Annotated in this window: 28 protein-coding genes; 21 read left to right on the forward strand and 7 right to left on the reverse strand. The window is 45.7% G+C overall.

What is annotated here, in order from left to right:
- The first annotated feature begins 212 nt into the window (after positions 1-212).
- The 8 genes from MKX59_RS05185 to MKX59_RS05220 all read left to right on the forward strand — a co-directional run bounded on the left by MKX59_RS05185 (position 213) and on the right by MKX59_RS05220 (position 10,495).
- The gene (locus MKX59_RS05185) at positions 213-1,394 is read left to right on the forward strand and encodes a PP2C family protein-serine/threonine phosphatase (protein ID WP_023990276.1); all 1,182 of its coding nucleotides are present in this window, start codon (positions 213-215) and stop codon (positions 1,392-1,394) included.
- Positions 1,378-5,097 (forward strand): response regulator, encoded by a 3,720-nt coding sequence (locus MKX59_RS05190; RefSeq protein WP_076264994.1) that lies wholly within the window; start codon positions 1,378-1,380, stop codon positions 5,095-5,097. The genes MKX59_RS05185 and MKX59_RS05190 overlap by 17 nt, the downstream gene beginning before the upstream one ends.
- 79 nt (positions 5,098-5,176) lie before the next feature.
- A complete protein-coding gene (locus MKX59_RS05195) occupies positions 5,177-6,046 on the forward strand; it encodes a CheR family methyltransferase (protein WP_023990274.1) in 870 nt (289 codons plus the stop codon).
- 19 nt (positions 6,047-6,065) lie between these two features.
- Entirely contained in the window at positions 6,066-7,736 is a 1,671-nt protein-coding gene (locus MKX59_RS05200) for a response regulator (protein WP_053326085.1), read from the forward strand.
- 99 nt (positions 7,737-7,835) lie between these two features.
- The gene (locus MKX59_RS05205; protein WP_023990272.1) at positions 7,836-8,174 is read left to right on the forward strand and encodes an STAS domain-containing protein; all 339 of its coding nucleotides are present in this window, start codon (positions 7,836-7,838) and stop codon (positions 8,172-8,174) included.
- 18 nt (positions 8,175-8,192) lie between these two features.
- Positions 8,193-8,645: an anti-sigma B factor RsbW gene (rsbW, locus tag MKX59_RS05210; RefSeq protein ID WP_023990271.1), complete on the forward strand. Its 453-nt coding sequence runs from the start codon at positions 8,193-8,195 to the stop codon at positions 8,643-8,645.
- The gene (locus MKX59_RS05215; RefSeq protein WP_013311929.1) at positions 8,642-9,415 is read left to right on the forward strand and encodes a sigma-70 family RNA polymerase sigma factor; all 774 of its coding nucleotides are present in this window, start codon (positions 8,642-8,644) and stop codon (positions 9,413-9,415) included. The genes rsbW and MKX59_RS05215 overlap by 4 nt, the downstream gene beginning before the upstream one ends.
- Before the next feature lie 120 nt (positions 9,416-9,535).
- Positions 9,536-10,495: a magnesium transporter CorA family protein gene (locus MKX59_RS05220; protein WP_076264995.1), complete on the forward strand. Its 960-nt coding sequence runs from the start codon at positions 9,536-9,538 to the stop codon at positions 10,493-10,495.
- 115 nt (positions 10,496-10,610) lie between these two features.
- On the opposite strand, the gene MKX59_RS05225 is transcribed toward MKX59_RS05220, so the two are convergent.
- From MKX59_RS05225 to MKX59_RS05240, 4 genes are all read right to left on the reverse strand, one after another.
- Positions 10,611-11,087, reverse strand: coding sequence for a DUF5665 domain-containing protein (locus MKX59_RS05225; RefSeq protein ID WP_034095093.1), 477 nt, complete (start codon positions 11,085-11,087; stop codon positions 10,611-10,613).
- Between the two features lie 93 nt (positions 11,088-11,180).
- The gene (locus tag MKX59_RS05230) at positions 11,181-11,582 is read right to left on the reverse strand and encodes a YtxH domain-containing protein (RefSeq protein WP_023990268.1); all 402 of its coding nucleotides are present in this window, start codon (positions 11,580-11,582) and stop codon (positions 11,181-11,183) included.
- A 42-nt stretch (positions 11,583-11,624) separates the two neighbouring features.
- Positions 11,625-11,882, reverse strand: coding sequence for a GlsB/YeaQ/YmgE family stress response membrane protein (locus MKX59_RS05235; protein WP_013311925.1), 258 nt, complete (start codon positions 11,880-11,882; stop codon positions 11,625-11,627).
- A 137-nt stretch (positions 11,883-12,019) separates the two neighbouring features.
- Positions 12,020-12,724 (reverse strand): phosphatase PAP2 family protein, encoded by a 705-nt coding sequence (locus MKX59_RS05240; protein ID WP_076264996.1) that lies wholly within the window; start codon positions 12,722-12,724, stop codon positions 12,020-12,022.
- 231 nt (positions 12,725-12,955) lie between these two features.
- On the opposite strand from MKX59_RS05240, the gene MKX59_RS05245 reads away from it, so the two are divergent.
- Positions 12,956-13,675 carry a pirin family protein gene (locus MKX59_RS05245; protein WP_075154738.1) on the forward strand — a complete coding sequence of 240 codons (720 nt, stop codon included), beginning with the start codon at positions 12,956-12,958 and terminating at the stop codon, positions 13,673-13,675.
- A 192-nt stretch (positions 13,676-13,867) separates the two neighbouring features.
- Here MKX59_RS05245 and MKX59_RS05250 read toward each other — a convergent pair whose 3' ends face one another.
- A complete protein-coding gene (locus MKX59_RS05250; protein ID WP_013373034.1) occupies positions 13,868-14,095 on the reverse strand; it encodes a DUF1128 domain-containing protein in 228 nt (75 codons plus the stop codon).
- 120 nt (positions 14,096-14,215) lie between these two features.
- Here MKX59_RS05250 and yyaC point away from each other — a divergent pair, with 120 nt between their 5' ends.
- Together yyaC and MKX59_RS05260 are read left to right on the forward strand one after the other, a co-directional pair.
- Positions 14,216-14,806 (forward strand): spore protease YyaC, encoded by a 591-nt coding sequence (gene yyaC / locus MKX59_RS05255; RefSeq protein WP_023990265.1) that lies wholly within the window; start codon positions 14,216-14,218, stop codon positions 14,804-14,806.
- A gap of 89 nt (positions 14,807-14,895) precedes the next feature.
- The gene (locus MKX59_RS05260) at positions 14,896-15,690 is read left to right on the forward strand and encodes an alpha/beta fold hydrolase (RefSeq protein WP_023990264.1); all 795 of its coding nucleotides are present in this window, start codon (positions 14,896-14,898) and stop codon (positions 15,688-15,690) included.
- A gap of 95 nt (positions 15,691-15,785) precedes the next feature.
- On the opposite strand, the gene MKX59_RS05265 is transcribed toward MKX59_RS05260, so the two are convergent.
- Positions 15,786-16,352, reverse strand: a complete 567-nt coding sequence (locus tag MKX59_RS05265) for a pyridoxamine 5'-phosphate oxidase family protein (RefSeq protein WP_068938229.1) — start codon at positions 16,350-16,352, stop codon at positions 15,786-15,788.
- Positions 16,353-16,750: 398 nt separating this feature from the next.
- Here MKX59_RS05265 and MKX59_RS05270 point away from each other — a divergent pair, with 398 nt between their 5' ends.
- Both MKX59_RS05270 and MKX59_RS05275 read left to right on the forward strand, forming a co-directional pair.
- On the forward strand, positions 16,751-17,407 hold the full coding sequence (locus MKX59_RS05270; protein ID WP_069080833.1) for a DUF6483 family protein: 657 nt from the start codon (positions 16,751-16,753) through the stop codon (positions 17,405-17,407).
- Positions 17,394-18,608 carry a class I SAM-dependent methyltransferase gene (locus MKX59_RS05275; RefSeq protein WP_069080832.1) on the forward strand — a complete coding sequence of 405 codons (1,215 nt, stop codon included), beginning with the start codon at positions 17,394-17,396 and terminating at the stop codon, positions 18,606-18,608. The genes MKX59_RS05270 and MKX59_RS05275 overlap by 14 nt, the downstream gene beginning before the upstream one ends.
- Before the next feature lie 81 nt (positions 18,609-18,689).
- Here the strand turns inward: MKX59_RS05275 and MKX59_RS05280 are convergent, their stop codons facing one another.
- Positions 18,690-19,013: a hypothetical protein gene (locus MKX59_RS05280; RefSeq protein WP_023990260.1), complete on the reverse strand. Its 324-nt coding sequence runs from the start codon at positions 19,011-19,013 to the stop codon at positions 18,690-18,692.
- Between the two features lie 144 nt (positions 19,014-19,157).
- On the opposite strand from MKX59_RS05280, the gene MKX59_RS05285 reads away from it, so the two are divergent.
- From MKX59_RS05285 to gatB, 8 genes are all read left to right on the forward strand, one after another.
- Positions 19,158-19,772, forward strand: coding sequence for a DedA family protein (locus tag MKX59_RS05285; protein ID WP_013311915.1), 615 nt, complete (start codon positions 19,158-19,160; stop codon positions 19,770-19,772).
- Between the two features lies 1 nt (position 19,773).
- Positions 19,774-20,343: a thioredoxin family protein gene (locus tag MKX59_RS05290; protein ID WP_013311914.1), complete on the forward strand. Its 570-nt coding sequence runs from the start codon at positions 19,774-19,776 to the stop codon at positions 20,341-20,343.
- Between the two features lie 3 nt (positions 20,344-20,346).
- Positions 20,347-20,976: an MBL fold metallo-hydrolase gene (locus MKX59_RS05295; protein WP_023990259.1), complete on the forward strand. Its 630-nt coding sequence runs from the start codon at positions 20,347-20,349 to the stop codon at positions 20,974-20,976.
- Between the two features lie 243 nt (positions 20,977-21,219).
- Positions 21,220-21,429, forward strand: coding sequence for a hypothetical protein (locus MKX59_RS05300; protein WP_023990258.1), 210 nt, complete (start codon positions 21,220-21,222; stop codon positions 21,427-21,429).
- Positions 21,430-21,509: 80 nt separating this feature from the next.
- Positions 21,510-21,899, forward strand: coding sequence for a hypothetical protein (locus tag MKX59_RS05305; protein WP_013311911.1), 390 nt, complete (start codon positions 21,510-21,512; stop codon positions 21,897-21,899).
- A gap of 368 nt (positions 21,900-22,267) precedes the next feature.
- Positions 22,268-22,555 (forward strand): Asp-tRNA(Asn)/Glu-tRNA(Gln) amidotransferase subunit GatC, encoded by a 288-nt coding sequence (gatC, locus tag MKX59_RS05310; RefSeq protein ID WP_013311910.1) that lies wholly within the window; start codon positions 22,268-22,270, stop codon positions 22,553-22,555.
- A 27-nt stretch (positions 22,556-22,582) separates the two neighbouring features.
- Positions 22,583-24,040 (forward strand): Asp-tRNA(Asn)/Glu-tRNA(Gln) amidotransferase subunit GatA, encoded by a 1,458-nt coding sequence (gene gatA / locus MKX59_RS05315; RefSeq protein ID WP_023990257.1) that lies wholly within the window; start codon positions 22,583-22,585, stop codon positions 24,038-24,040.
- A 26-nt stretch (positions 24,041-24,066) separates the two neighbouring features.
- Entirely contained in the window at positions 24,067-25,512 is a 1,446-nt protein-coding gene (gene gatB / locus MKX59_RS05320; protein ID WP_013311908.1) for an Asp-tRNA(Asn)/Glu-tRNA(Gln) amidotransferase subunit GatB, read from the forward strand.
- Positions 25,513-25,537: the final 25 nt, after the last annotated feature.

Raw genomic sequence — 25,537 nt, forward strand, 5'->3', positions numbered from 1 at the left:
GAGTGGCATTAGATTCGAAAAAGAGGATGTTGACCGCAGCACAAGTGTTTCGCGGGTCCTCCAAAAACATAGATAAGGAATGGGGTTCCAGCCTCATTCCTTATCTATGTTTTTGGAATGCCTTCTTACGGAAACACTACTTCTAATGAACAAGGGTGTTGCCGTTTAAGCAGGTATAGTATAATACATGAGTTACAGATAAGGAGAGGCCAATGAGAATTCTAATTGTTGACGATAACCCGACGAATGTCATTATTATTCGTGAAATACTGAAAAAAGAAAATTATCGGGATGTGATCTCTGCTAGCTCGGCCGCAGAAATGTTGGAGCATCTGGGAATCGGCGATCGTACCATTAGTCTTCGACCCCGTCCTTCAGATATTGATTTGGTGCTGCTGGACATGATGATGCCTGAAATGGACGGCATTGAAGCTTGCAGTATTGTGCAGGAATATGAGCATTTAAAAGATATCCCGATTATTATGGTAACGGCAGTAGGCGATTCCAAAAAATTGGCCGAAGCTCTGGATGTGGGAGCCGTTGATTACGTCACGAAGCCGATCAACAAGGTAGAGCTAATGGCGCGAATCCGGTCTGCTTTGCGACTCAAACAGGAGAAGGACTGGCATAAGGATCGGGATCAGCGAATTCAGGATGAGTTGAAGCTGGCCGCGATGGTGCAGCAGGCGGTGCTTAGTCCTGCCATTCAGGACCCGGTGCTGCAAGTGAATGCGCTCTATCAGCCTTCCTTTGAACTGGCAGGGGATTTATATTCATGGTATCCGTTAGGGGAGGGGCGATATGCCATCATTTTGCTTGATATGATGGGGCATGGCATTTCTTCCTCGCTGTTCTGCATGTTCATTGCGTCTGTACTTAAGGATACGGTGACCACATATGTGGAGCCTGAGAAAGTCATACAAGAGCTGAATCGTCGTTTTAATCAACTGGATCTGGGCAAGCAGCTGGTACAGTATTATTTTACGGCGATTTATATGGTGATTGATACCCGTTCACGGCGAATTGACTATGTAAATGCGGGACATCCTCCCGGTTTGCTGTTCAACCAGGATGGCAGCATTACCAAATTTGACCGTGCATGTAGCCCGGTTGGTTTGTTTGATAAGATTGATGCAGAAATGCACACGATTCATTATGAAGGAACTGGACATATCGCTTTGTATACGGATGGCTTGCTGGAAGCGGTGGAAGGTGAATATGAGGAGCAGTTGGAGTATCTGACTGAGTGTCTACGTAAGTATGAGGATTGGAATGAAGAAGCGATGCTGGATGCATTTTTTCGTAATGAGGCGCCACAGGATCGCGATGATGATAAGTGCCTGATCTGGATTTCATTGAAAGAGGGAGAGAGCTTGCATGAAAATCAGAAATAAACTGCTGATCGGCTTTGGATCGCTCATGGCGATCCTCCTTGTGCTGACGCTAATCAGCTATGACCGTATGGGGAGCCTGAATGAGCAGCTGAATCAGGTTTACCAGGACCGATATGTGAAGGTCCGGAAAACAACGGCTATTCGTGGTCAGGTGAATGATATGGCCAAAGTTATGGCCAACCTGATTTTAAATCCGGGCTCCTCCGTCGGCGAGGCCAAACGTGAGCTCGATGATATTTCCGCTACTGGAACGAAAGTGCTGGCAAGTCTGCAAACAAATTCAGGCACCAGTGAAGAGCAGCAGCAGGTTGATCGGGTAGCCGTCGCCTGGAATGAATTTCTGAGTTACGAACAAAGGTTAGTTTCTTTGCTGGGACAAGATCGCATTGATGAGGCTAACGCTTTTCGCAATAGTACTGGTTTGCCTGCTCAAGAGGAGGCAATGGACAGCATTAATGCCCTTGCCGTTTTTCAGGATCGGGAGATTGATAACGACATGAAGCAAGCCAATCAGGCCTATGAGGAATCTGTACAGATTACCACAATTCTGATGGCCGCCGGTCTGATCATGGGCTTACTGGTTATTTTGTGGGTGCTCCCAAGCATTGCCAAAGGTCTAAATATCGTTAGTCTCATGATTAATGGTTTTGGCAAGGGAAAGTACAGGGCCATCAGCCGAATGAGTGTTGCCTCCAAAGATGAAATCGGTGAGGTCGCTCGTGTATTTCAACAAATGGCCGGGGACTTGGAAGAAAAGCGGAAATTCGAGCATTCCGTCCTTCAAACGCAGAAGGATCAAACTTGGCTTAATGCCAATACTGCTCGGGTGACTGAGCTGTTCCGTGGTGTAAATTCACTGGAGCAGGTTGCTCAGATGTTCATTAGTGAGTTTACGCCCATCTTGGGAGGCAGCTATGGAGCCATCTATTTGCAAGGAAAAGATGTAGAAGACAACCGTTTTAAGTTATACGGCTCCTATGCAAAGGTGACTGGCGAAAATTCGATTAGGGACGTTATCCATGTGGGCGAAGGGTTGCTCGGACAATGTGTTCTGGATCGTAAGCCGATCTTGATTACAGAGGCTCCTGACGGATATTTGTCCATAGGCTCTGCCTTAGGAGAAAGTAAGCCAGTGGGAATTATGATTTTCCCTATTTTGTTCGAGGATGAGTGCATCGGTGCTATAGAAATAGCGTCACTGGATCGCTTCAGTGATCTGGAAACGAAGCTGTTTGCTCAATTAGTAGAGAGCTTGGGGATCATTCTGAACAATATCAAGGGACGGATGCGTGTAGAGCAATTGCTGCGCGAATCCCAGGCACTTACTGAGGAATTGCAATGCCAGTCCGAGGAGCTACAAACTCAGCAAGAGGAACTCAAGCGCTCCAACGAAAATTTGGAGGAGCAAACAGAGGAGCTCAAGCGTTCAGAGGAGTTGTTACAGCGTCAACAGGAAGAATTGGAGCATTTTAATACTGAACTGATTGCCAAAACTAGAGCGCTGGAAGAACAAGTTCGAGAAGTGGAAGAAAAGAACGACGAGATCGAACATGCACGAGCTCAGTTGGAGCAACAGGCCATGCAGCTAGGAATTACAAGCAAATACAAATCCGAGTTTTTGGCCAATATGTCTCATGAGCTGCGTACTCCGCTAAATAGCTTGCTTATTCTTTCTCAGCTCTTGTCTGAGAACAAGGAAGGCAATCTCAAGCCAAAGCAAGTGGAATATGCACAAACCATTTATATGTCAGGCGCGGATTTGTTGAAAATGATTGATGAAATTCTGGATTTATCCAAAGTGGACGCTGGAAAAATGGATATTAACCATGAAGCGGTCCATTTGAAGGAACTGGAACTGTTTGTGGAGCAGAATTTTGCTCCGGTCGCAGCCAAACGTGAGCTTCAACTGCATACCGAAATTGAAGAGAACCTGCCAGATGCCATTATCAGTGACGGTTATCGTCTCAAACAAATTTTACGTAATTTGCTGTCTAATGCCTTCAAGTTCACCACGGAAGGTTCTATTCGTTTCAATGTATCTCGGGCAAACGGAGAGCAGCTTCCTGGCCTGCTAAATCCACGAAGATCCTATCTGGCTCTATCTGTGCGTGATACGGGCATTGGGATTGCTTCCGATAAAACGGATCTGATCTTCGAAGCCTTCCAGCAGGTAGACGGTACAACCAGCCGGAAATACGGGGGGACAGGACTAGGTCTGTCGATCAGCCGCGAGCTTTCCAGATTGTTGGGCGGCGTTATTACGGTGGAATCCGAGCAGGGACAGGGCAGTTGTTTTACATTGTATTTGCCGGAACAAACACCAACGGCTGAGGATATGGAGTCTAATTCGAGAGAGGAATTTAACGGTGCGGATGTGAATTCGGATTTTGAGAGTGTCGCAGCCTCGGTAGAAACGGACCTTCCCATGATTATGCCTGCTAAACGGTTGCCATTATATCAGATGCCTTCGAAAAACAAAGCGGAGGACATTATACATCCGGGGGACGACCGAAACGAGATTACCTCGCAGGATAAAGTGCTGCTGATTATTGAGGATGATATTAATTTTGCTAATATTTTGTACGATATGGCCCGTAGCCGGGGCTTTAAAGCACTGATCGCTCTCCAAGGAGACGATGGGCTCAACATGGCTCAATCTTATTTGCCGGACGCTATTATACTAGATATTCAATTACCTGTGATGGATGGCTGGTCCATTTTGGGCGAGCTGAAAGGAAATTCATCGACACGTCATATTCCAGTGCATGTTATTTCGGTCATAGATGATGTGAAGCAGGGCTTAATGATGGGCGCGATTGCCTATCTCAAAAAGCCTTCCTCGAAGGAAAGTCTGGATAAGGCATTTTCACATATAAAATCGTATACGGACCAAATGGTCAAACGTCTCCTTGTGGTTGAAGATGATGATAATCAGCGTAAATCCATTATTGAGCTGATCGATCATGATGATGTTGCCATTACGGCGGTATCGACAGGTCAGGAAGCACTGAATGAGCTGGCTATCCAGCGGTATGACTGCATGGTACTGGATCTGATGCTGAGCGACATGACTGGTTTTGAACTGCTGGATCGTATTCGAGAGAACGAGCAGCTAACTGATCTGCCGATCATTATTTATACAGGCAAAGATCTGGATAGCAAAGAAGAAACGCAACTTCGCAAATATGCAGAGTCTATTATTATTAAGGATGTTAAATCGCCGGAACGGCTTTTAGACGAAACAACGTTGTTCTTGCATCGTGTAGAGGCGAATCTTCCTGAGGATAAACGCAAAATTTTGCAGAAGCTATACAACAAGGAAGAACTGTTTGAAGATAAAAAAATATTGTTGGTAGACGATGATATTCGCAATGTATTTGCTCTGTCCAGCGTGCTGGAAAGCTATCGTATGGAGGTTACCTTTGCGGAAAATGGAAGAGAAGCACTGGAACTGCTGGAACAGACACCTGATTTTGATCTGGTTCTGATGGATATGATGATGCCGGAAATGGATGGATATGAAGCGATGCGACGTATCCGGCTAATGCCACAATTCGAGAAGTTGCCTATTATTGCCCTGACAGCCAAGGCCATGAAGGATGATCGTTCCAAGTGTATTGAGGCAGGCGCTTCCGATTATGTAAAAAAACCGATTCAAACCGAACAGCTTTTATCATTAATGCGGGTGTGGTTGTATTCGTAACCCAAAAAATTGGGTAATATAAATCGACACATGATTGGAGCGGCACAGGCAAAACCTATTTAGGAATTGGAGAGAGATTATGACATCTAAGGATATGGCGGATAATGCTGCTAATGAAGTGAAATCGAATGATACTGAGCGGGAATTGATTGAGATTGAGCTGTTGCTGGAAGGTATACATCGGCTGTACGGCTACGATTTTCGTAACTACGCTCTGCCATCGATTAAGCGGCGTGTTTATTATCATGCGCAGTCCGAGAATGTAAGCACGATATCAGGACTTCAGGAGAAGGTGCTGCATGATCGCAGCGCCTTCGATAGACTGGTGCAAAGCCTTTCCATTCCGGTGACCGAGATGTTCCGTGACCCGGAGCTGTTTCTGAATTTTAGGCAGAAAATCATTCCTATTTTGCGAACGTATCCGTACATTCGAATATGGCATGCAGGTTGCTCCACAGGTGAGGAAGTATATTCTATGGCGATCTTGCTGCATGAAGAAGGCTTATATGATAAGGCCCGCATTTATGCGACGGATATGAATAACCTGTCTTTACAGCAGGCGAAGGAAGGCGTATACGGGATCGACAGAATGAAGCTGTATACCAAAAATTATTTGGAGTCCGGGGGCACGCAATCGTTCTCTGAATATTATACAGCCAAGTATGATTCAGTGATGTTTCATCCTTTTTTACGGAAAAATATTATTTTTGCGGAGCACAACTTAGCGACTGACCGGTCCTTTAACGAGTTCAATGTTATTTTTTGCCGGAATGTCATGATCTATTTTAACGACGAACTTCGCAACCACGTGCATGGGTTGTTTTATGATAGTTTGAGTCATTTTGGTGTGTTGGTGCTTGGGGCCAAGGAATCCATACATTTTACCGATTATAGTGATTCCTACGAGCCGCTGGACCGGATAGAAAAAATTTACCGGAAGATTAAATAGAGATGCTTAGGAGGATTCCATGGGGCTTCATGAACCGATTCATATATTGCTGGTAGATGACAGACCTGAGAACCTGCTCGCTCTTGAGGCGGTGCTGGAGAGTGAACAATATAATTTGGTAAAGGCCACATCCGGGGAAGAAGCGCTGCGATGTCTATTAAAAGATGAATTTGCAATCGTAGTCCTCGATGTACAGATGCCAGGTATGGATGGAATTGAGACCGCAAAGTTAATCAAGGCCAGAGAGAAAACGAAGGATATTCCGATTATCTTTATTTCAGCTAACAGCAAGGAAGCGGAGCATTTATTTGCGGGGTATTCAGCGGGCGGTATTGATTATATGGTGAAGCCGTTCATCCCTCAAATTCTCAAGTCCAAAATTGAAGGCTTCGTGCAAATGTATCTGACAAACAAGCGCTTGAAGACACAGTCCATGCTGCTTCATCAGAAGACCCAGCAGCTGGAGAAGATGAACAGCGAACTGATTGCCGCCAAGGAGGCAGCAGAGATTGCTGCCAATGCCAAAACGGAATTTCTGGCAATGATGAGCCATGAAATCCGCACACCTATGAACGGCGTCATTGGCATGATTGATTTGCTGATGGAGACGGAGTTGCAAAGCGACCAACAGGAATATGCCGATATCATCCGTCGTAGTGCAGATGCGCTGGTAGCAGTCATTAATGATATTCTGGACTTCACTAAGCTGGAGTCAGGCAAAATGGAGGTAGAGGAATATCCTTTTGATCTGGTTTCCTGTATCAAGGAAGTTTTCAGCCTATTTACGGTAGAGGTGAACCGAAAGAACTTGGAACTGGTTTATTTCCTCGATGAACAGATGCCTCCTGTGTTATTCGGAGATATGGGAAGATTGCGTCAAGTATTGATTAACCTGGTATCCAATGCCGTCAAATTTACAGACCGGGGCGGGGTGTACGTCTTTGCATCTGTCAAAGAGCAAAGCGACAATGGACTTACCGTTGAGTTTTCTGTGAAGGATACAGGCATTGGTATTGATCCCGCTAAGGTTGGGAGGCTGTTTCAGCCCTTTTCCCAACTGGATTCTTCAATGACGCGTAAATATGGTGGAACCGGGTTAGGACTCGCCATTTGTAAAACCTTAGTGAATATGATGGGCGGAGATATCCGTGTAGATACGAGCGGAGAACAGGGCGTGACGTTTCATTTTACAATGAAGCTTGGCTTTGCTCAGGAAAATGAACTGGAGGGGGAGTCCAGCCACGACTGGGAAATTCCACATCGGGAATCTCCAAGCCGTAAACCTGTACTGGTCGTAGATGATCATCCGATTAACCAGAAGCTGATGGTTAATATACTGGATAAGCTCGGTTTAGCTTCAGATGTGGCAGCAGATGGGCAACAGGCGCTTGATATGGTCATGGCGAATCAGGACTATGACTATATCTTTATGGACTTGCAGATGCCTGTGATGGACGGTCTGGAGTGTACGGGTAGAGTGCGTGAGCAATTGGCGGGAAGATCCCAACCTGCCATTATCGCCATGACGGCTAATGTGATGGAGGGTATTCAGCCTCGATGTATTGAAGCTGGGATGAACGATTATATCAGTAAGCCCGTTAAAATCAGCAGTGTAAAACAGGCGTTGCTACGGCATTCTCCGGACCATTTTCCAATGCAGCCGGGTAAAGAACAAATCAATGAAGCCTAGATGGTGGCATTTGGTAGTGTTTAAAAAGTTATACCGTGATTCAAACGATCGTATAATGGGTTAGTATGTAGGGAAATCTTTTTTCGGGAGAGTAGGCCTATGAATACAAATAAAAATGAGAAGTTTAATGCAATTACAGAAACAACCGATGGCGTAAATACCGTTTATCTGAGTGGAGAGTTGGATCTTTCGGTAGCACCTGATTTTCGTCTGGTGATGGAGCCTTTGGTGGGGGAGTCCAGCCAAGATTTGATTATTAACTTGAGAGACCTTAAATACATTGACAGCACGGGGATTGGTATCTTGTTATCCATTTTAAAAGCAAGGCATGGGATGGAGTCTCGCTTTGCTGTTCAAGAGGTACCGCCTCAAATTCAAAAGCTGTTTGATATGACCGGTATTGCCAAATTCTTTGTCCCCCAGGAGAATTCCCAATAGGAAAGGAAAGAAAAAGAAATGAATGCTCAAATTCAAAAAGTAGTTCTTAATTTGCCGGCAACTGCTGACTTTGTTGATATTGTAAGATTAAATTTATACGGTATTGCCGCGAAAATGGGATTCTCTTATGAGGATATTGAAGACATGAAAGTGGCTGTATCGGAAGCCTGTAATAACTCTGTCCTTTATGCATATGGTCATGAGGGGGGAGTCGTGGAAGTAATATTCGAATTTGATGAAGTTTCGTTGTCCATTCGTGTCAAAGATGAAGGGGAGAGCTTTGAACGTGTGGAGGACCCGTCCCGTATCGCATCCTTGCATGACAAGGAGTTGAATGATGCGCAGATAGGCGGATTAGGCTTTTATCTCATGCAGGCGCTTATGGACGATGTCCATATCTTGAATGAGACAGGAAAAGGCACCGAAGTGGTGCTTGTAAAGCGACTGACCAGAAGTGAGGAAAGAGTATGAATGAAAAGGTAACTCCCCCGGAGTCGATGGATGAAGCCGTTGGTCTAATCTGGGAGTACCAGCAAACAAAAGATAACGAGATTGCTACCGTGCTGATCCGTAAGTATGAGCCGATGGTCAAGATGGCTGCTGGGAAGATCTCCCGTAACCGTCCGGACTTATACGAGGATTTATATCAGACCGGTCAGATGGCTTTGATACGTCTGCTTCAGCAATACGATATCAGCTTGGGTATCCCATTTGAACCGTACGCTATGAAAAGTATGCTGGGACATATGAAAAATTATTTGCGCGACAAATCCTGGTACATCCAGGTTCCTCGCCGCATTAAAGAAAAGGGTGCGCTTGTTCAACATGCTATTGATGAACTAACCGTTAAATTGGAACGTTCACCCAATGTGGATGAGATTGCAACCTATTTGGATCTTACCGTGGAAGAAACGATTGAGGTGCTTGCAGGCCGTGAGTGCTATCACTATGTTTCACTGGACTCGCCTTTATCCCAGGAAGAGAGTGCAGCTACATTAGGCGAGCTCATTAGCTCGGATGCTAACGATTATGACACTGTGGAAAAACGAATGGATTTGCAGCAGGCTTTAAGCCAACTGAAGGAGCAGGAACAAAAGGTGCTTCTTCTGGCATTTCAGGACGGTCAATCTCAACGTGCGATTGCACAGACGTTGGGCGTATCGCAGATGAGCGTTTCCCGTATTCAGAAGCGGGCAACGGAAAAGCTGAAGCAGATTATGTCTAATTCCTCTATTTCATGAGTAGATGGCAGATTATATGGCTTAAAATATTTGACGTCACATCGTAAGGACACGTTATTCCGATATGGGAAGCGTGTCCTTTTTATAAAGCGAAAAAGGTTGGGAGGAAGCTTGGAATCCATGACAGCATTTGAACAGATTTCTTCCTTTCGTGGAGGATGGGAATGGTGGGACATCAGTGCTGGGAATTGGCAAGATTCGGTCATACAGCATTTGAAGGAGAAGCTCCCAGAAGCCTCAGAATGGCTGGACAAGGTAGAGGACATTCCATCCAGCTTTATATCTGTGCGCTTTCCAGATGGCGATCAGCCCTTAATGTACGGGTCGCTGATCTACTCTGTTCAGGAGGAGATCGACAGTCAGCGCAATTGCAACAAGTTTTATTTTCTGGTCCTAAATCAGAAGTTAGTGACGTTAAATTTGGATCAAAATACCCGTGAAATTATGCACACAGCGGAACGTCAAAAAATGCTGGAACAGTGTGAGGATGCAGCTGACGGCATGTTTGTATTGGCGAGAGCCGTGCTTCATTATTTTCATACTGGTATGGATAAGTTCGAGATCAACCTGAGAAAACTGGAAGAGGACATGGAGAAAAGGAATGCTCGGACGCTGATGGATTCTATATTGAATGCACGTTTCGAGCTGTTGTATTGGAGCAATATGTTCATTCCTTTTTCAGAGCTGGTAACGGCTTCTCGGGAGGCATATCTGGATAAACTGGAGGAGAACCGCTTTTTTAAGCAGTTACTTTACCGTGTTACTCGGATGGAAGGGCTTTTCCTGCATTATGAAAAGGAAATCGACACATTGATCTCTATTGACGACGCCATTTCTGCATTTAGGGGGAATGAGATTACAAAGACGCTCACCATTGTCACCGCCGTATTTACACCAGCAACTGTAGTGGGCGCTATTTGGGGCATGAACTTTGAAAATCTGCCTTGGATTAAAACAGGCTGGGGTTTTACCACCGTGATTATTGCCACACTGCTAAGTATGGCGGGAATGTACGGCTGGCTGATGATGAAGGGGTGGACAGGAGACTTATTGAAGGCTAACAAGCGCAACAAATTGTAACGGCTGACTACAGCTGTTACAATTTACAAATAAAAAACGATCCATCGTAACTGGAGGCTCTTTGAGGAGTCTATTATCGGTTACGATGGATCGTTTTTAAATGAGATAGGAACAATTACTTAGTACCTTGGCTCATTTTGATATATCCTAATAATTCGGCGATGAAATCTCCGATGACCGGAAGATTTAATTGTACCAGGAAACTGAGCAACCAAGCGAGCAAGGCGAGTATGACCACTGTACCCAGCGTAAGGCCGAGACCACGTGCAATCCCTGCGGTCAGATTGCTCATAATTCTTCTTTTAGTGCTGGAGTAGTTCTCCAGAATATCTTTGAACTCTGCTCTTTCGAGCGTATCTGCTATTTGATCTAAGCGTTTGTTAAGCCGCTTGACCTCATGGCGCAGCTCAAAAGGATGCTCATTTACATCAAAGTCTCTCTCCTGATCATGCGTTTTAACATGATCAGGAGTGGAAGAAGCCTGCTTGGATGAAACCTCATCTGGCTGATCTTGAGCCTGTAAGGGATGAAAGGTTCTTTTGTTGTTCGCGGTAAGATCATCTCCATAGGAGTTTGGCTTGCTCATTGTCATCCCAGCCTTTCTATCATTTAAAAACAGCCAGCTTCTTGCATGCTGGCTGTTCAGTGTCTAGGGCTTATTTTTTTTCATCTGAATGTGTAACTATTAGGAATTAGCATTCAATTGTTTCTGTGTATCCTTGGCCGCCTGAGCCGTTGCATCCATAACTTCTTTATCCGCTTTGGCCGCTTCATTAGCCACATCGGCAGAAGCTTTGGTTACGCTGGAAACGATATTGTCTTTGCTCTCGGATACCGTTTTGGCTACATCTGCTGTTTTGGTGGAAACGGTTTTGGCCAAATCTGTCGCTTTGCTGCTAACTACAGATGCCACGTCCTTTGTTTTATCGGAGACAACTGTAATTTTATCAGACAGATCACTACGCAAATCACGACCCGGCTTCGGCGCGAACAGCAGGGCTGCGGCAGCACCAATCAAACCTCCAATAAATAAACCTTTTGCAAAACCTGAAGTACTTGCCATATTTTGATTGTCAATGTTACTCATGTTATATCACTCCTCTTATAGAATAAAAAATATATATAAATGTTAGGTAGCCCTTCTTAATAGCCTGGACACAAGTCCGAGCAAGAACACGAACAATGCGGTTCCGAGTATGGCTGGAATGACTGCAAAATCTCCGATGACCGGGCCCCAGTCTCCCAATAGCATGACACCTAGCCAAGCTCCTACAAATCCAGCAATCATAGAGCCCGCAATGCCGCCAGGCATTTCATGACCAGCCAGTGCATCGCCAATCAATCCGATAATAATAGCCATTACAATACTTAGTACAATTCCCCACACAAGGATCGCCTCCCTTATCCTAAGTTCACAAAACCATAACGTTTTTAATGAAGGCTGAGCTTCGTTATTGCTGAGCCTTGCTTACTTCGTATATAAACGTCGTGACCCGGAGTGAAACAAAAAGCCGTCTCGGACATTTACCGGTGGGGAGTGGAAGGAAGCTTCATGCGCGCTCGCCAATAGATCACAGGAACGGTAAACACCAGCCAAATTATACCTGCAATATAGCCACCCACAATATCTGTAGGAAAGTGAACGCCTAGATATACGCGGCTTAATCCAATCAAGAGAATCAGTAGTGCACCAAGAACACACGGAAGAAAGAGCGAACGCCCACGAATCTTTCGTTCCATGGCCCAAATGGCAAATATCATTCCGAAAAATCCCATGGAAATCATCGCATGACCGCTGGGAAAACTATAGCCCCCGGCTTCAACCAAATGTTGAAGTGACGGGCGTTCCCGTTGCAAAATTTCCTTAATGAGCGTATTCAGCACCCACATCGCCGTAAAGCTGCTTAGGATCGCAAAGGAATAAGCTTTTGAACGAAGACTGACCCAACACAAGGTAGCGGCACCGAGGGCGATGATCAACGACATGCGGAATGAACCGAAAGATGTAATGAATATAGCGAGGGTTAGCAGTTGGTAACGAGCAGCTGCTGTATCTGGAAAAATGGCATCCTGTATGCGTTCATCCCAATATAGAAAAGGAGCTGTGCCAATCCATTTCACAGAGTAGGCGACGAGAAGCAACACAGCGATCATGATAATAGATGCATACAGACTACGGCGCAAATAGCTCGGTAGGAAACGGGATGATTGGGGTTCATGAGATAGCATATGTAATAAATCTCCTCCTTATGGCTGTGATAGATTCAATTTTTCGTACTATTAACTTAACTAATAATGAACTTAAGAGCAAAACCCGACGGAGACGACAGGCTGATTGAGGCATATAAGCCCGGGGTAAAGGGATCGTATCACAGCGTTTGTAATGCCAGGGCCGGAAGTGGAATAGTCATCACAAAGCAAGGCTGCTTTACGGAACTGGAACCCATGGAGGTGTTAAGGATGATTAAAATAGTGACATCGGCAGAAAGACATACCTCAAATAAAGGATGGATTCATAGTGAGTTTAGCTTTTCATTTGCCGATTATGAAGATCCGAGCAATGCCCATTTTGGTTGTATGCTAGCCCATAATGATAACGTGCTTGAACCGCAGCAAGGCTTCAAAAGACATCCGCATCACGATTTGGAAATCGTCACCTATGTAATTGAAGGCCAACTGCATCATAGCGACAGCTTGGGACATGAGCAGGATTTGAAAAGCGGCTCGATACAGGTTCTGAGTGCAGGCACGGGAATTGAACATGAAGAGCGAAATACTGGGGATGAAAGACCGGTTCGCTTTTTGCAAATGTGGTTTTTACCTGAGAGTCCTGACATCCAGCCTTCTTATCAGGTGCAAAGATTCAAGCACAGTGAACGCCTAAATCGGCTTCAGCCTGTTGTGTCTGGTTCAGAAGTGGAGGGAGCGTTATCCATCGCGCAGGATATAAATCTGTATCTGAGCAGATTGGAGAAAGGACAGCAGCTTGAATATCCACAGCAAGAGGAGCGCCGTACCCACATTTATGTAGTTAGCGGTCATGTGGAAGTTACGTGCCAGGATGGGGATTTTCAGTTAGGGCCTGGTGATGCCGCGCGAATTCAAAAAAGCTGTACATTAAAGATACGAGCTGCAGGTAATGAGGATATATCTGAACTGGTGTTAGCTGATTTGCCTTGAAGCATCCTTGAATGAAGAAGTGTATGAAAATGCGTATATGCAATCGAAAAATAAAGCTCGTATCCCGTTGCACGTCTGTTGAGACGACCGGAGGTACGAGCTTTATTTTACGCTGACAGGGCCACTATCATGAAGGCTGTTGCTCATGATGATAGGTTGTAATACAGCTAAGCTGTCTTCCTATAAGCTAATTCAGGAGGACTTGCGCAATCTGCCCAGTTCAGAAACAATAGCTTCAACCTCTGAAATGCTCAGGTTAGGCTTGCTTATCACCATATCATAGACATCGTGGATGTCCTCGTATTGCTCCAGTGAGAAAGCGGAAGCCTGCATAGCAGCACCACTCGCCATACGGAGCTTGGTTTTAATACCCTCAATCATATACTCAATGTTGGCATGAGACGGTACAGACAAATCCATCGTTAATTTTCCATCCTTTCATAACAGGGGAAGTTGCCTGTATTGTATCATGTTTTTGTTGTAGAATGTACTGAAAGCCAGATTACTGATATACAACCGAATCAAGGAGGATGGACAAAGTTGTCTTTGTATAATCGAGCTTCCGCACCCGGTCGCTCGTCCTTAGAACATAATGTAAAGAAAACAGATCGAGATGGACTCGCGCCGTTTTTCCGAGAAATTCATCATCAGCATGCTATAGATAAGTTGACTTTTGTTTGCATCGGTACAGATCGCTCATCGGGTGATTCACTCGGGCCACTGGTAGGCACCATGCTCAAGGAGCAAGGCTTTCCGCACGTGATTGGCACAATGACGGAGCCCTGTGATGCGGATCATCTGGTTTCATACTTGGAGTGCATTCCCCAAGATCATCATGTGATCGCCATAGATGCATGTCTTGGACAGCACGGCTCAACGGGAATGTTTCTTATTGCGCGTGAACCGCTAACTCCTGCGCGATCGGTGGGGCTGTCTCTGCCGTCTGTTGGTCATTATAGTGTTGCAGCGATTGTGAATGAGCGCAGCCCCAAACCCTATTGGACACTCCAAATGACGTCGCTTCACTTGGTCATGACAATGGCTGCGCATATTGCTAATGCGGCGGCTTATGAATTTGGTTTGAAAACAGCTTCGCAAGATTTTCCAGAGGGTTACCGTTTCAGATATTGATGGTCTGCTTAATAATATACATCAGCATTGTTCTACTTAATAATATATTCAGCTCCAATAGATTATATACAGAGAAGGAAGGGTTCCATATGGAAAAGGTATTATGCGAAGGAACGACGATCTGCTATGCCGAACAGGGAAAAGGAGAACCGATCATTTTATTGCACGGTTTTTGCGGAAGTTCCTCCTATTGGGATGAGGTTGTTCCATTGCTGTCCCAAAGCTATCGTTGTATTGTTCCAGACTTGCGTGGACACGGACGCAGCGATGCTCCACTAGGAGCCTATACTATTGATCAAATGGCAGATGATGTGCTTAAACTTCAAGAACAATTGGACATCCCTCAGGCTGCCTGGTTTGGTCACTCCCTAGGAGGCTATCTAGCCCTTTCGGCAGTGCAGAGACATGCAGAGCGCCTTACAGCCTTTGGACTGATTCATTCCACAGCTTATGCAGATACGGACGAAGGTAAAGAAAAGCGGAATAAGGCTGTATCCACCATCCAAACGGAGGGGATTACAACCTTTGTAGATGGACTTGTACCGGGGCTATTTGCTCCTGATCATGTGGAGTCGATGTCCAGCCAATTACTGAAAGTCAAAGAAATTGGCTACAAAACACCACCACAAGGAGCCGTAGGAGCATCACTGGCTATGCGCGAGCGTACTGATCGTCGGGATGTATTGTCGGCTTCTGCATTGCCGGCCCTTTTAGTAGCGGGTGAGCAGGATCAGGCGGTTCCTCCAGCGCGGACGTTTACAACAGATCGGGCCGGAGTAACTCAGGTTACCCTACCGGAAGCAGGTCACATGAGCTTGTTCGAAGCACCGGAGTTATTAGCGAACGCTATCTTGACATTTTTAGAGCAGAACTTGAAAAAATAGACTAAGGGAAGCCCAAAAAACCGGAACCTTCTGAGGTGATAATCAGAAGGTTCTGGTTTTTTGTGTAGTCAATTATTTTTAGGAGTGTAAGGTGTCTAATTTATGTTGCTTTTGTTAAAGGCAAACGCTGTCGGCAAACCGTCAATACTCTCCAAATTTTTCTCATAGGCATATCTTTTAAGTGCTTCTTCTCCCATCTGAATTGAGACTTCCTTCAGCTTTTCCCGTTCGCTCGTGTATGTCATGAAGGGAACCGCAAAACCACATGAATTCTGAACCATGTGAATGTCCACAACAATGATTTGTCTTGCACCGGGAAGCGGGTTGAAGAGTGGGTACAGCTCATTCCATTGCTTAGTATCAGGCAGCGCGACGGTACCAGTACCATAGAGCTTTAGTACACTGGGAGTGCCCTCAAATGCACAAAACATGATTGTTACCCGTCCATTCTCGATAATGTGAGCGCTTGTCTCGTTGCCGCTTCCCGCCAAGTCGAGATAGGCTACCCTTTGGTCCGATAGAATACGAAAGGAATCATATCCCTTGGGGGAAAGGTTAACGTGCCCTGTCTTGGATAGCGGTGCTGATCCTACAAAGAAAATGTGCTGTCGCTGTATAAACTCTTGATGTTCCGGTAATATCGAGCTAAATTGTTTACCCAAACTCCATCATCCTTTCTCACAAAAACATTCATATAAATTTTTGTTTCTAATGAAAGTAATTAATATGAATTCTTTTATGGAATGTTTAAATATACTGATTTTATTTTTGTTTCGTATGAAACAAAAATATCACAACACTAATGAAGAAGCAATATTGATTTTAAAAAAACTCATCATTCGCTATTCACATGATCAGCTACAAAGTACTGTACCGTAGGAATTTCACTGCCATACGTGAGCATTCTGACTACCTGATCATTGATGTTATTAACTGAGGGTGAAGGTTATGAGTGGTATTTATGCATGGTGGGGCATTTGGCTTTTAGACAAGGATGTCATACAATCAGAAGACAGAGTTTCTGGTTGTCTAGGCATCGGGATGAAAGGAAGGGAACGGCTTGCTTAGAAAAGATTATTTGCTCAGTATGATGGAAGAATTGACATCGGCAGTAGCATCGGTGCTCGGTCTAAGGCGTGAAAATAAACACGTCGAAGCGCTAAAACAGCTAGATGACCTGCTCAACAAGCAGTTTCGTCTTCGTTCAGATTTGCTCAGACGATTGCCGCCGGAACAAATTATTGAGCTTTTCCGATTGGGCCCTGGAATTGAAGCGGATAAGCTTCAGCAGGTGGCTCGCATTTTGGAAGAAGAAGCCGTGATTTACCTGGAAACCAGCAGAACAGACGAGGGCATACGAATCTTGATGAAATCTCTTCATTTATATTTGTACAGCGATACGAATGGCGCGACTCGTGATCTGCAGGTCTTGCCTGAACGAATAGCGTGTATCGTGAAACTGGTGCGTGAATATGAGCTTCCCCCTGAAACCAGCAAACTGTTGGCTGTTCATTACGAGCGAGAAAACAGGCTGGACGAAGCCGCCGATGTCTGGTTTGGATTGGCATGGGAGCAGCCAGAGCTTCTATCCGAAGCGGAGACGTTTTATAGTCAATTACTGGATAAGACCAATGCAGAGCTGGAGCTGGGTGGAATTTCACGCCAGGAAGTCACCGAGGGTTTGACCGAGATCACCCAATTACATGAAAGAAAGTGAGATGTACCTTTTGGATTCACTGCGCGAACTTATATACCAATTGACCACGGGAGGATCCCTCATCACAGCGACGCTGAGTCAGCTTCGCAAACGGGAGGATGCTTCTTTTACTAAAGTGCAAATCAAACCTGTAGAATTGAAAAATAAGCTGCATTACCAGTTTGCTTTTCATTATAGCAACAAAGTCATTCATGAAAATCTGACCCCTGACGAAGCTAGTGAGCGTATGACTGCCTTGTTTGAGGACACGTTCCGCCAAGGACTTTTATGCGCCAAGGATGCAGACTACCAAGTGCTGATCAGTAAAAAATATAAAGTATCCATTCTGACAAAGTCACCGAGCAAAAGTAAAGCCGACCTGTCTCATAATCGCAAAAAGCAATATGTGCTCGAAGAAGGGGAACGAATTCCTTTCCTGATTGAGCTCGGGATAATGAATGAGGATGGTAAGGTACTGGCCCGCAAGTATGATAAGTTTCGTCAAATTAACCGGTTTCTCGAAATGGTGCAGGATATATTGCCTAGCCTTCCGGTAGGCCGCCCATTGACGATTGTGGATTTTGGCTGTGGCAAATCGTATTTGACCTTTGCGCTGTATCACTATTTGGCTGTACAGCAAAAGCGACCATTGCAGATCGTTGGTTTGGACTTGAAGGCAGATGTCATTGAAACCTGTAATGTTCTGGCTCAAAAGCTGCAATATCGACAGTTGGAGTTTCTGGTCGGTGATATCGCAGACTATAACGAACTGGAACAGGTGGATATGGTTGTTACCTTGCACGCTTGTGATACAGCAACGGATGCGGCGCTGGAAAAGGCCGTCCGCTGGGGAGCTTCCGTCATTTTGTCGGTTCCGTGTTGCCAGCATGAGCTGTTCAGCCAACTGGAAAATCCGGTATTGGAGCCGTTGCTTTCCCATGGTATTTTAAAGGAGCGTTTTTCTGCACTGGCAACAGATGGAATCCGGGCCAAACTGCTGGATATGATGGGATATCGGACACAGCTGTTGGAATTTATCGACATGGAGCATACACCTAAAAATATTCTGATTCGTGCCGTCAAAGGGCAAGCGGGAGAACAATCCGTTATGTGGCGTGAATACACAGCATTTCGGAATTTTATTCATGCTGATCCTTATTTGGAACGCGCTTGTGCGGATTTGCTTCCCGAAGGAGCAGGGGAAAAGCAGACACACAGCTAGGAGTATAGTAAAAGTGGAGCCACTGCGGGGTGGCTCCACTTTTTTTGTAGTTCACAGTTCATAGTTGCAGTACGCAAACATCTATCCACCATAGGCACTTCTAAAAGCGGTGCACAAAACATCGCGATCCACCTTCCACAATGCTGCGAGCTCCTCACTGACATCTTCGTCCCACCAGTCGCATAGTAGTTTGCGGTTACTATGGTTTTCCGCAATCCAGATAAGGTGTCCGACGACCTTGCGGCAGTATAGCTCCTCGCCCTGCTTGACCAGATCAGGAGCAATGTGAACAGGCAGACGTTTGCAGGTTCGATACAACTCTTTGATACATGCGCGGCGAATACCACGAGCTGTGGGTAAACGGGATTGTGAATTGTCATGTTTGGGGAATTTGCCGGGAGGCATATTGTACCCCCTCCTCTCTCTCTCAACTTATGCGGGCAGAGGGGTCGGGGTCACTGACCTCCCTATTTGGGCGAAGTGGCGACTTGTTCTGCCGCTGTGATACACTAATGAAAATAGAGAAACAGGCAGGGAGTGGGAAGAGAAGTGGACCAAATATCTAGTATCATTAATTATTTGTTTGAGATCATTCGTAGTCTTGGGTATTTTGGTATTATGCTAGGCTTGATGGTTGAGGTCATTCCAAGCGAAATTGTCCTCGCTTATGGTGGCTTTTTGGTATCCTCGGGTCATATTAATTTTTTTGGCGCAGTCGTTTTTGGAACGATTGGCGGGGTGCTGGCCCAGCTATTCATTTACTGGATTGGGCGCTATGGCGGCAGACCGGTATTAGATAAGTATGGGAAATACATACTTATCAAAAAAAGTCATGTCGACCATGCTGAAGCCTGGTTTAACAAATACGGCACAGGGGTCATTTTCACAGCTCGCTTTATTCCTGTTGTGCGTCATGCCATCTCAATCCCTGCCGGGTTGGCTCGAATGAACGTATGGCGCTTTACTATTTTGACAACGCTAGCGATTATACCTTGGTCTGTTTTGTTTATATATTTAGGTATGCTGCTAGGAGACAAGTGGGAGCAAATTGACGAAGTGGCAGCACCTTACATCAAACCGATTTTGCTGGTTGCCCTTGCACTCTTGATCATTTATTTTGTTATCAAGTGGATTTTGTCCAAAAACAAAAAAGGAAGTGTATAACATGAGCCGTACTAATGTATCGCAATACTTCGGAAAGGGCTTAAGCCCTGAACAGTTTATGGAGGGCATGGAAAAGAACAAAGAAGCCTTCCGCTCTGGGTACGATCAGTTTGTATGGAATCGCGAAGAGGATCGAGAGTATTTTGAAAGCTTGAACCATCGGGATGATCTGCGCGTGCTTATTTTGGCTGCCGACTGGTGTGGGGACGTGGTGCGCAATGTGCCAGTTGTGTTCCGTGCGCTGGAGAATAGCGGGATTCCGACCGAAGTATTAATCTTGGAAAACCATCAGGCGCTGATGGATGACTTCCTGACAATGGGTGGACGTGCTGTTCCGATTGTGATTTTTGCGGATACAGGAGGTCACGTACTTGGCCACTGGGGACCACGCCCTGCACATGTCCAACAAATTATGATTGGATTCAAACGTGAAAATCCAGATCGGGAAGCTGATGATTATCAAGAAAAAATCGCAGTTGCTCGTAAAGAAATGGCTGAAAAATATGGGGAGGGAACCGAGGTCCATCCTGTGATTGTTCAGGAATTACGCGAGCTGATCTCGGGATTTTAACTTATGACGTTATCTATTCGCAGCTTTAATCTCGGTCCTCTCCAAACAAATGCTTATTTGCTTCAAGGGGATGATCCACAGCGCGCCGTTATTATTGATCCGGGGATGAATCCGGGTCCTTTGCTCAGAGCTATTGAGCCACTGACCATTGAAGCTATCCTGCTGACTCATGCCCATTTTGACCATATCGGTGGAGTAGAGGAGATTCGCAATACCAAAGGCTGCCCGGTTTATCTGCACGCCTTGGAGCAAGACTGGCTCACATCTCCTAAGCTGAATGGTTCCTTGATGTGGCCAGAGGCATCCCCTCCGATCTCGACGGAACCTGCCGAATATGATTTGGCAGAAGGTCAGCAATTGAACCTGATCGGGCACACGTTCCGGGTTTTCCATACACCGGGCCATTCACCCGGAAGTGTCAGCTTTTTGTGCGGCAAAGATCTTTTTTCCGGGGATGTGCTATTTCGTCAGGGCGTCGGACGCACGGATCTGACGGGTGGTCGGGAACGGGATCTATACGATTCTATTCAGAACAAATTGTTTCCGCTCGGAGATGACGTTACAGTCTATTCCGGTCACGGTCCCAAAACGTCCATCGGTTATGAGAAAGCTAATAATCCGTATATCCGGTAAATGTGATGAACGTTTTCAGTAGGGGCAAAATCAAAGGTGTGACAGGTTTTGCCCCATTTCGACAACAAATTATAAATTATGTATAGACAAAGGTTTTTATTTTTGTTAACATAAATTTATTAAAGTTACATACTAAACTCGCGAAGCACGCAAGCTGTGGATGAATCCCGGTTTGCGTTCTTTTTTTTGCCCATTAAGAGGATAAAGAGGCATGAGGCCGTCAGATCACAAGGGGGAGCAAGAATGAAAAGAAAACATATATTTGGGGTACAACGTGAGATTGGAGGTAGTTTCCGTGTTCCCAATATAATAGATATTGAAGATTCTGTGGTAGGTTCCGAGCCGAAGATCATGACTTGGAAAAAGGTGAAACGACGGAGCGGAATCCCTTCACAAAACTGGCATGTGAGGCTGAATGAACACAGGTTGGGACGTGGAGACGGTCGATTATGAAGATACATAGATGATATAGACAAGCTACTTTTTTTTTAGTAGACTTAGCAGATAAGTTCAGACAAACGGGGGGGCTAACGATGCATCATTTAGGAGCTAGAATTATGATCGTCGCGGATGCTTTTGAGCAGAATCTTCCTGTGGGCGAACATGGTTATATCATTGCTTACGACCGTAATGCGGACAATGCTTTTGACTATGTCATTCGCGTACCGAAGGTGAACCGCAACTTTTTTGTACCATCCGGGGACATCGAGCTGGAAGAGAGTATTCTCAAGCTGGAAGCCGAGCGGATTGAGCGTGAAGCGCTGATAGATTACGCCCTTGCTACTCATAATGAGAAACTGTTCAAGCATGTAATGAACGGTGGTCTTGATTCGGTAGAGACTGAAGAGGAAGAAGAAACCGCGGCAGAGTTGTTGTCACAGGCTGATTTTATCAGACAAGTCAATTTGCGTGCTTGGATATAGGAGTCGGCTACTGCCGACTCTTTTTAAAAATATATAATGGGCACAATCTCAGCTCCTATAGTTTTCTCGAAAGAGCACCGAGAGGTGCTTTTTTTATATCCTTTTAGCAACATTTACCTCATTGATGTACAGTTTGCTTCTGTACCGCGTCAAAGATTGAATTGTAAAGGGTTCTATCCTATAATTAAAAACGTTATTTCGAAGTTCGGTGCAGCATTTTTTAATATTAGGATTTTGCAAAATTCAATTCCAGTCGCTCCGAAGTGCAATATATAGATGAACTAAACCATTTTGATCTATATCTTGCTCATTGGAAGCCGCCTATAGGATTTTTTGCAAAATCCTCATATACATGAGGAGGGTTTTGTATGAACATTTCCACGGAAGATGTCCGTCACGTAGCCAAGCTGTCCAGGTTGAATCTGACCGCGGCTGAGGAAGAAACGATGACAGGACAATTAAACGCCATTCTCCATTATGCGGAGAAGCTGAATGAGCTGGATACGGAGCAGGTAAAACCGACCACTCATGTGCTGCACGTCAGCAATGTCATGCGAGACGACGAAGTTCGCGAAAGTTTGACACATGAGCAAGTGATGCGCAATGCACCTGAAGAAGAAGACGGACAGTTTAAAGTTCCTGCTGTTCTGGAATAGATCTCATATTTGAAAGGAGGATGCAAATTGAGCTTGTTCAATAACACATTGCCCGAGATACATAACAAGCTGCATCAAAAGGAAATTTCCGTGAGTGATCTGGTGGGACACGCTCTGGAGACGATTGGTGCGCGGGAAGACAAGATCAGAGCTTATATTACCGTTGACGAGGAACAGGCCCGTGCATCCGCACGTCAGCTGGATGATCAGCTGATTTCCGGAGAGGAAAGAGGGCTGTTGTTTGGCCTGCCGGTTGGTATTAAGGATAATATCGTGACAGAAGGGCTGCGTACAACATGTGGCAGTCAGTTTTTGAAAAATTTTGATCCCGTTTACGATGCCACAGTTGTTAGCAAGTTACGCGCAGCGCAAACCGTGACACTCGGTAAAATGAACATGGACGAATTCGCCATGGGCGGCTCTAACGAGAACTCCAGCTTTTTCCCTGCACGTAACCCTTGGGATTTAGAACGTGTTCCCGGCGGTTCCAGTGGCGGCTCAGCTGCGGCTGTTGCAGCGGGTGAGGCTTATTTCACACTCGGTTCGGATACAGGTGGTTCCATTCGCCAGCCTGCTTCTTACTGCGGTGTAGTTGGCCTGAAACCAACCTATGGTCTAGTATCCCGTTTTGGACTGGTGGCTTTTGCCTCCTCTTTAGACCAAATTGGACCCATTACTAAAAATGTTCAGGATTCGGCCTATGTCCTGCAAGCCATTGCAGGTTATGACCAGAAGGACTCCACTTCTGCAAAGGTAGACATTCCTGATTACTTGAACGCTTTAACCGGGGATGTAAAAGGACTTCGTATCGCTGTGCCTAAAGAGTATCTTGGTGAGGGCGTCGATCCTCAGGTCAAGGAAAAGGTGCTGGATGCACTGAAAACGCTGGAAGGACTGGGTGCTGTTTGGGAAGAAGTGTCTCTCCCTCACACAGAATATGCGGTAGCTACATATTACCTGCTGGCTTCATCCGAAGCGTCATCCAATCTGGCCCGTTTTGACGGCGTGCGCTATGGTGTGCGTTCTGACAATCCGGACAACCTGCTTGATCTATACCATCAGTCCCGTACGCAGGGGTTTGGTCCCGAGGTGAAGCGTCGGATTATGCTGGGTACCTATGCACTCAGCTCCGGGTACTACGATGCCTATTATTTGAAAGCTCAAAAAGTGCGCACACTGATTAAACAGGATTTTGATCGTGTATTTGAACAATATGATGTGATTATCGGACCTACTGCACCGACAACTGCTTTCAAAATCGGCTCGCAAGTGGACGATCCATTAACAATGTATTTGAACGATATTTTGACGATTCCGGTAAGCTTGGCTGGTGTGCCAGCCATCAGCATTCCGTGTGGTCTTGCGGATGGAATGCCAGTCGGACTACAAATTATCGGAAAAGCCTTTGACGAGTCTTCCGTGCTACGCGTAGCTCATGCTTTTGAACAAAATACCGAATTTCACAAGCAGCGTCCGCAGCTGTAATTTGCCAAAAAGGAGGGAACCTATTCATGTCTACAACTACATCCAAATATGAGACGGTCATCGGACTTGAAGTGCACGTGGAATTGCATACGAAGTCTAAAATATTCTGTGGATGCTCGACATCCTTCGGAGCACCACCCAACTCTCATACATGTCCGGTCTGTCTCGGTCATCCAGGGGTGCTGCCGGTATTGAACCGTCAGGCCGTTGATTATGCGATGAAAGCAGCAATGGCGCTGAATTGCACCATTGCTGATGTGAGCAAGTTTGACCGCAAGAACTATTTTTACCCCGACTCACCTAAGGCTTACCAAATCTCACAATACGATCAACCCATTGGCGAAAATGGCTGGATTGATATTGAAGTGAATGGTGAGACAAAGCGTATCGGTATTACCCGACTGCATCTGGAAGAGGACGCAGGCAAATTAACACATGTTGATGGTGGCTACGCATCTTTGGTCGATTTTAACCGGGTCGGCACACCATTGGTCGAGATCGTTTCGGAGCCGGAAATATCTTCGCCGGAAGAAGCCAAGGCCTATCTGGAAAAAATACGTGCCATTATGCAGTATTGTGACGTATCCGATGTGAAGATGGAGGAAGGATCACTTCGCTGCGACGCGAATATCAGCCTTCGTCCGCATGGACAAAAAGAGCTGGGAACTAAAGCGGAACTGAAAAACATGAACTCCTTCCGTGGCGTACAGCGCGGACTGGAATATGAACAGTTCCGGCAGGAGCAGACGCTGGACGAAGGCGGAACGATTGTACAGGAGACGCGTCGTTGGGATGAAGCGCAAGGTAAAACTTTATCCATGCGTGGTAAGGAACAGGCTCATGACTATCGTTATTTCCCAGACCCGGATCTTGTTACACTGCATATTGATGAAGAATGGAAAGAGCGCATCCGTGCTTCGATTCCTGAACTGCCTGACCAGCGTAAAGCACGCTACACTTCGGAATATGGATTACCTGAGTATGATGCCCAGGTGATTACGTCCTCCAAGCCATTGGCCGATTTGTTCGAGGATAGCCTTCAATTTACCAAGGATGCCAAAGCAGTATCCAACTGGATTATGGGGGATTTACTCGGTTATTTGAACAGTGCCGGTGTGGAGCTGTCGCAGGTTAAATTGACCGGACGGGGCTTGGGTGAAATGATCGGACTGCTGGAGAAGGGAACGATCAATAGCAAAATCGCTAAAACGGTCTTCAAGGAAATGCTGGAAAGTGATAAACTGCCACAGCAAATTGTTGAAGAAAAAGGGCTTGTACAAATCAGTGATGAGGGTGCAATCCTGACGATTGTCGAACAAGTTGTAGCAGCTAACCCGCAATCGGTCGAAGATTACAAAGCTGGCAAGCAAAAGGCCATCGGCTTCCTAGTCGGTCAAGTGATGAAGGAGAGCAAGGGGAAGGCAAACCCTGGTCTTGCTAATAAGTTGCTGACGGAAGTGCTGAACCGCTAATGGCATAGATTTGACAGGGGCTTGT

It is taken from the genome of Paenibacillus sp. FSL R7-0340 (assembly GCF_038002205.1).
Lineage (GTDB): Bacteria > Bacillota > Bacilli > Paenibacillales > Paenibacillaceae > Paenibacillus > Paenibacillus polymyxa_B.